At 69.4% G+C, this 6,458-nt stretch carries 8 protein-coding genes; 4 read left to right on the plus strand and 4 right to left on the minus strand.

The annotated features are described in order from the left end of the window. Window positions 1-209: 209 nt before the first annotated feature. Window positions 210-1,055 (minus strand): helix-turn-helix domain-containing protein, encoded by an 846-nt coding sequence (locus tag VFL64_RS11595; RefSeq protein WP_489540533.1) that lies wholly within the window; start codon window positions 1,053-1,055, stop codon window positions 210-212. A 203-nt stretch (window positions 1,056-1,258) separates the two neighbouring features. Here VFL64_RS11595 and VFL64_RS11600 point away from each other — a divergent pair, with 203 nt between their 5' ends. The 3 genes from VFL64_RS11600 (at window position 1,259) to VFL64_RS11610 (ending at window position 3,754) form a co-directional block, all read left to right on the plus strand. Beyond that, a complete protein-coding gene (locus VFL64_RS11600; RefSeq protein ID WP_489540534.1) occupies window positions 1,259-1,936 on the plus strand; it encodes an NUDIX hydrolase in 678 nt (225 codons plus the stop codon). Window positions 1,937-2,018: 82 nt separating this feature from the next. Further along, the gene (locus VFL64_RS11605) at window positions 2,019-2,978 is read left to right on the plus strand and encodes an ABC transporter ATP-binding protein (protein ID WP_489540535.1); all 960 of its coding nucleotides are present in this window, start codon (window positions 2,019-2,021) and stop codon (window positions 2,976-2,978) included. Further along, the gene (locus tag VFL64_RS11610) at window positions 2,975-3,754 is read left to right on the plus strand and encodes an ABC transporter permease (protein WP_489540536.1); all 780 of its coding nucleotides are present in this window, start codon (window positions 2,975-2,977) and stop codon (window positions 3,752-3,754) included. The genes VFL64_RS11605 and VFL64_RS11610 overlap by 4 nt, the downstream gene beginning before the upstream one ends. Here VFL64_RS11610 and VFL64_RS11615 read toward each other — a convergent pair. From VFL64_RS11615 to VFL64_RS11625, 3 genes are read right to left on the minus strand one after another with little or no spacing between them, the layout of a single operon-like run. Continuing rightward, the gene (locus VFL64_RS11615) at window positions 3,751-4,293 is read right to left on the minus strand and encodes a thioredoxin family protein (RefSeq protein ID WP_489540537.1); all 543 of its coding nucleotides are present in this window, start codon (window positions 4,291-4,293) and stop codon (window positions 3,751-3,753) included. The genes VFL64_RS11610 and VFL64_RS11615 overlap by 4 nt on opposite strands. 20 nt (window positions 4,294-4,313) lie before the next feature. Beyond that, the gene (locus VFL64_RS11620; RefSeq protein WP_489540538.1) at window positions 4,314-5,021 is read right to left on the minus strand and encodes a cytochrome c biogenesis CcdA family protein; all 708 of its coding nucleotides are present in this window, start codon (window positions 5,019-5,021) and stop codon (window positions 4,314-4,316) included. Continuing rightward, window positions 5,018-5,482 carry a DUF2147 domain-containing protein gene (locus tag VFL64_RS11625; RefSeq protein WP_489540539.1) on the minus strand — a complete coding sequence of 155 codons (465 nt, stop codon included), beginning with the start codon at window positions 5,480-5,482 and terminating at the stop codon, window positions 5,018-5,020. The genes VFL64_RS11620 and VFL64_RS11625 overlap by 4 nt, the downstream gene beginning before the upstream one ends. A 171-nt stretch (window positions 5,483-5,653) precedes the next feature. Between VFL64_RS11625 and VFL64_RS11630 the strand changes: the two genes are divergently transcribed. Further along, window positions 5,654-6,385: a response regulator gene (locus VFL64_RS11630; RefSeq protein WP_489540540.1), complete on the plus strand. Its 732-nt coding sequence runs from the start codon at window positions 5,654-5,656 to the stop codon at window positions 6,383-6,385. Window positions 6,386-6,458 lie beyond the last annotated feature (73 nt).

A 6,458-nucleotide genomic window follows, 5' to 3' on the forward strand; every position in this document is an offset into this window, starting at 1 on the left:
GTCTCCTGTGGTCTGCTTTTGGGTGAAGAGGTGTGCGACGCCGCGCGTCATGGCATCACCGCACGCGGTGTGCCGCGTGCATCGGCGTGATGCAGTTCACATTGCAGCCAGTCTAGGGTGAGGCCTGCGCGCTTGGCGAGGTCGTCCGTGCGTCTGTCGGGTTAGTCGCTACCGCTCTCGTACAAGAAGCGGGCGCGACCGTGGCGAGCTCAGCGCTGGATGCAGCTCGGCCAGGGCAGCGGGTCGACGGTGATGAGGTCGGTGCCCACGAAAAGGCGCCGTGGCGGGAAGCCGAAGTGCTGCTTCCACAGCTTGGAGAAATGCGCCGAGTCGGCGAAGCCGGCATTCGCCGCCACCTCGGTCATGCTCACGCCTCGGTTCACGTAGGTGGCCGCAGCCTGCAGCTTGAGCGCCTGCTCGAACTTGCGCAGAGAGATGCCCGCCTCGCGTTGGAACAGGTGCACCAGCCAGTCCTTCGACAGGCACACCGCCTCGGCCAGTTCCTCCATGCTGCGGTGGTGGCTCTCGCGCAGCAGGCGCATCACCTCTCGCACACGCGCATCGATCGGTTTGAGCGGCGGCATGCGTTCTTCCGCCAGGGCCACCAGCTGGCCGTGAAGGCGGTCGGCTGCGCTGAGGCCCATGCTCCCGTCGTGAAAGGCATGCAGCTCGTCGACGATGCTGCAGAAATGCTCCCGCGGCCAGGGCTGGATGGCGGGGTGGGCGTGCGCGAACACGCGGTAGCTGCGGTGGGTTGGGAAGATGTCGAGGCACATCAGCGGCGCGGCGCCTCCCTGCAGGCACTTGTGCACACCGGGGCCTACCAGCATGGCCGCCGCGCGATGCCGCTCGCCACCCGATTCGACGGTGAACTCGCTGCCGTCCAGCGACAGGTAGATGAGGGTCGAATGGCGCTGGCTCTTCACGCCGGCCACCAGCCCAGCGTAGAGAAAGCCATCGCGCACCAGGTGCATGCGCCCGAAGGGATGGGCCACCCGGGCGGGCAGGCGCGAAGCGGTGCGGGAGCGGGTCTCGGAGGCGAACTGCAAATCCATGGCTGGGGTCTCGGGGCCGCAAGGCGCCCGCTCTGCAACGGCAAAGGGCCATCATTCGGCAGCGCAGGCAAACGATCTTGTACAGGATGGTCGTGTGGCTGCGGGTTAACCCGCACCGCAAATGCCGGCTGCCACGCCGGACGCTCGGCCCGCTGGTCACTGGCCTGTCCGCAGGAGGAGGGCGAAATCACTACAGTCCCGGCATGGATGGCCCCCTGACCCGAGACAACCAACTCCGTGCGCTCATCGAGAGCCACCTGCGGGCGTTCGAACGGCAGGCTGCATCAGCAGGTGGCGCCGCGCCCCACACCGCGGCCGTCGCCATGGCCGTCGTCGACGAAGGTCACGGAGCCGAGCTGGCGGGCTTTCCCCGGCATGCGGGCTGGAGCACCGAGGCCGCCCTGCTGCTCACGCGGCGCGCCCACACGCTGCGCCGCCACGCCGGCCAGTGGGCGCTGCCGGGTGGCCGCATCGACGCAGGCGAAACGCCGGAACAGGCCGCGCTGCGCGAGATGGCCGAAGAGGTGGACCTGCGGCTGGACGCACACGCCATCCTCGGCCAGCTCGACGACTACGTGACGCGTTCGGGCTTCGTCATTACCCCGGTGGTGGTGTGGGCGGGCGCGGCGCGCGAGCTGGCGCCCAACCCCGACGAGGTGGCCAGCGTGCACCGCATCCCCATCGCCGAGTTCATGCGCAGCGACGCGCCGCTGCTCGACCGCAGTGCGCACAGCGAGCATGCCGTGCTGCGCATGCCCGTGGGCCGCGACTGGATCGCCGCGCCCACCGCCGCCCTGCTCTACCAGTTCCGCGAGGTGTGCATCGCCGGACGCGCAACACGCGTGGCGCATTTCGACCAGCCGGCCTTCGCCTGGAAGTAGGCACTGCTGACAGCTGGTGCCACCAGCAAGAAGTGCCGCTTCCTCCTACCATGCGCGGCTTGCAGACCGACGAGCGACACGCATGCCCCCAGCCCTCCACGACAGTTCAGCCGCGGTATCGATCGAAGGCCTGACCAAGACCTACGCCGGTGGCTTCCAGGCCCTCAAGCGCGTGGACCTCGCCATCCGCCGCGGCGAGATCTTCGCCCTGCTTGGGCCCAACGGCGCGGGCAAGACCACGCTGATCTCCATCGTCTGCGGCATCGTCACCGGCAGCTCGGGCAGCGTGACGGTCGCAGGCCACGACATCGTGCGCGACTACCGCGTCACCCGCACCCAGATCGGCCTGGTGCCGCAGGAGCTGGCCACCGACGCCTTCGAGACCGTGTGGGCCACCGTGAGCTTCAGCCGCGGGCTCTTCGGCAAGCCGCCCAACCCGGCGCACATCGAGAAGGTGCTGCGCGAGCTGTCGCTGTGGGAGAAGCGCCACGAGCGGATCATGGCGCTCTCGGGCGGCATGAAGCGCCGCGTGATGATCGCCAAGGCGCTGTCGCACGAGCCCGAGATCCTGTTCCTCGACGAGCCCACCGCCGGCGTCGACGTGGAGCTGCGCCGCGACATGTGGGAGATGGTGCGCCGCCTGCGCGACGGCGGCGTGACCATCATCCTCACCACCCACTACATCGAAGAGGCCGAGGAGATGGCCGACCGCATCGGTGTCATCCGCAAGGGCGAGCTGATCCTGGTGGAAGAGAAGGCCGCACTGATGAAGAAGCTGGGCAAGAAGCAGCTCACCATCGAGCTGGAGCACCCGATGACCGAGCTGCCGGCCGAAGTGGCCGCGCTGGGCCTCGCGCTCAAGCCGGGCGGCCACACGCTGCAGCGCGAGTTCGACGCGGCCGACACCCATGCTGGCGTGGCGCCGGTGCTGCGCCGCCTGGGCGAACTCGGCATCGGCTTCAAGGACGTGAACACGCAGCAGAGCTCGCTCGAAGACATCTTCGTGAGCCTCGTGCATGAGAAGACGGAGGCCACGGCATGAGCAGCAGCATGGGTTTCAACCGCTACGGCGTCTGGGCCATCTACCGCTTCGAGATGGCGCGCTTCATGCGCACCGTGGGGCAGAGCCTGGTCACGCCCGTCATCACCACCTCGCTCTACTTCGTGGTGTTCGGCGCGGCCATCGGCTCGCGCATGCAGGACGTGAACGGCGTGGCCTACGGCGCCTTCATCGTGCCGGGGCTGATCATGCTGTCGCTGTTCACGCAGAGCCTGTCGAACGCCTCGTTCGGCATCTACTTCCCGCGCTTCACCGGCACCATCTACGAGATCCTGTCGGCGCCGGTGTCGTCCCTGGAGCTCGTCATCGCCTACGTGGGCGCGGCGGCCACCAAGTCCATCATCCTGGGGCTGGTGATCCTGCTCACCGCGGCCTTCTTCGTGCCGCTGCACATTGCGCACCCGGTGTGGATGGTGGCCTTTCTCGTGCTCACCGCCGTCACCTTCAGCCTGTTCGGCTTCATCATCGGCGTGTGGGCCAAGGGCTTCGAGCAGTTGCAGCTCATTCCCATGCTGGTGATCACGCCGCTCACCTTCCTGGGCGGTGCGTTCTACTCCATCGACATGCTGCCGCCGCTGTGGCGCACGGTGACGCTGTTCAACCCGGTGGTCTACCTGATCGATGGCTTCCGCTGGGCCTTCTTCGACAGCGCCGACGTGGGCGTGGGCTGGAGCCTCGCCGCCACCGGCGGCTTCCTGCTGGTGTGCATGGCGGTGGTGACCTGGATGTTCCGCACCGGGTACCGGCTCAAGAACTAGCGTTGCGCCAGCAGCGTGCGGATCACGCCCTCCGTGCGCTCGTACTCGCCCTCGCCGAAGTGCTTGTAGCGGATGCGGCCCTGCGCATCGACCAGGTAGGTGGCCGGCCAGTACTGGTTGGCGTACGCCTTCCAGGTGGCGTAGCGGTTGTCCTGCGCCACCGGGTGGCGGACGCCCAGGCGCTTCATCGCCGTGGCCACCGCGTCGGCCGGGCGTTCGAAGGGGAACTCGGGTGTGTGCACGCCGACGACGGTGAGGCCCTGCGGCGTGTACGTCTCGGCCCAGCGGTTCACGAAGGGCAGGGTGCGCTGGCAATTGATGCAGCCAAAGGTCCAGAAGTCGACCATCACCACGCGGCCGCGCAGGCCGGCCATCGTGAGCGCGTCGGAATTGAGCCAGCGCTCGATGCCGCTGAACTCGGGCGCGGCGCCGAAGTCGGGCAGCTGCGGGGTGGCGGCGCGCACCGCAGGCAGCGCGGCCACCGCCGCGGCACCGGCCATCGCCTGCAGCAGGTGGCGGCGAGAGAGTCGGGAATCCATGTCATCTTCCTTTCGTTGAATCAAAGACCGGTGGCGAAGCGCGGGTACAGGTCCGCCAGCCACACCGTGAACACACCATCGAGCTGGAACAGCAGCGCCAGCGCCACGCCCACGATCACCACGCCGAAGCCCTGCTGCAGCCGCTGCAGGCTGCCGGCGAGGCGGCGCACCCAGGCACTGGCGACCTGGCCGCCGTAGGCGATCAGCAGCATGGGCAGCGCCGCGCCCAGCGAGTAGGCGACGAGCAGGAGCGCCGCGCGGCCCGAGGCCGGCTCGGTGGCAATGAGGGTGAGGATGGACGCAAGCACCGGCCCGGCGCATGGCGTCCACACCAGGCCCAGGCTCGCGCCCAGCAGCAAGCCGCCGAGCGGGCCGTCGCGCAGCTTCTCGGCCGGTGCCCAGGCCGCGACGCCGCTGAGCGCACCGCTCGCACGCAGGCTCAGCCGGTGGTACAGCGCCGGCCACACCATCAGCAGGCCAAAGCCCAGCAGCAGCCCCGCCGCCGCGTTGCGCAGCGCCTGTGGCGACAGGCCCAGCACGCTCGTGAGGCTGGAGAACACCAGCACTGCCGCCGCAAAGGCGAGCGCAAAGCCCAGCGCGATGAAGAGCGGACGTGTGCGCTGCTGCGAGGCCACCGACGCGCCCAGCACGATGGGCAGCATGGGCAGCACGCAGGGCGCAGCGATGGTCAGCACGCCGGCCGAGAAGGCGAGCAGCGGCGAACTCACCGGGTGGCCCCCGAAGCGGCCTCGGCTGCCACCTCCGGCAACGGCCGCCGCCACACCTGCGTCTTGCCGAACAGCGGCAGACCCACATAGCCGCGCACCAGCAGCTGGGCTGGTTCGACGGGCGTGAGCTTCACGCTGTAGTGCTTGGCGTTCTCGCGGTTGTAGATCGTGCCGCGGTATTCGCCTTCGCCGCTGGCTGTGAGGCCGGACAGCAGCGTCATGCCCAGCGCCGGCCGCGTGTCGGCAGGCTGCATCTCCTGCCCTGGCGCGCTCATCGAGCGGTTGGCCAGCACGCGCACGACCTTGCCGCACAGCGTGCCGGCCGGCGGCTCGGCGCAGGGCGCGATCTCGACTTCGAGGTTGCCGCTCTCGGTGAGCCAGCGGCCGAGCGGCGCGTCGTGGCCCTGCGCCAGCGCGGAGCCGGCGACGAGCGTGAAGAGGATCGGATGCAGTTTCATCATGGCGGGCCTCGTTGGTCGGTTGGGAGGAGCCCGCATTACAGGCAGCGCAGGTGTCGGCGATGTGTTCGCCACGCGCCTTTTCGTCGCGCCAGGTGTCGGCCCCGCCGCCAGACAACTTGGGATACAAACCAGCCCAGCGCGCCCTGCCCGGCCTGCCCACAATCCCATCCCATGACCGCTGCCGCCGACCACGTGCTCATCGTCGACGACGACGCCGACATCCGCGAACTCACCGCCGAGTACCTGCGCCGCCAGGGCCTGCAGGCCAGCGTGGCCGCCGACGGCCGCGAGATGCGCGCCGTGCTGGCCTCGCGCCGCATCGACCTGGTGGTGCTCGACCTCATGCTGCCCGGCACCGACGGCATCGCGCTGTGCCGCGAGCTGCGCAGCCCCGGCCAGCCACACATGCCCATCGTGATGCTCACCGCGCGCAGCGACGAGGCCGACCGCATCCTCGGCCTGGAGCTGGGCGCTGACGACTACCTCACCAAGCCCTTCGCCGCCCGCGAGCTGCTGGCGCGCATCCACGCCGTGCTGCGCCGCACGCGCATGCTGCCGCCCAACCTGGCGGCGCAGGAGCCCTCGCGCGTGCTGGCCTTCGGCGACTGGCGGCTCGACACCACCGCGCGCCACCTGCTCGACGCGGGCGGCGCGGTCGTCGCCCTCTCGGGCGCCGAGTACCGGCTGCTGCGCGTGCTGGTCTCGCACCCGCAGCGCGTGCTCACGCGCGACCAGCTGCTCAACCTCACGCAAGGCCGCGAGGCCGAGGTCTTCGACCGCTCCATCGACCTGCTGGTCAGCCGCCTGCGCCAGCGCCTGGGCGACGGAGTGCGCGAGCCGCGCTACATCAAGACGGTGCGCAACGAGGGCTATGTGTTCAGCGAGGCGGTGCACCCGGCATGAACTGGCCTCGTTCATTGCAGACGCGCATCCTGTGCGTCCTTCTGGTCGGTCTGCTGCTGGCGCACGGCCTCAC

The organism is Rhizobacter sp. (assembly GCF_035702065.1).
In the GTDB taxonomy this organism is placed as follows: domain Bacteria; phylum Pseudomonadota; class Gammaproteobacteria; order Burkholderiales; family Burkholderiaceae_C; genus Rhizobacter.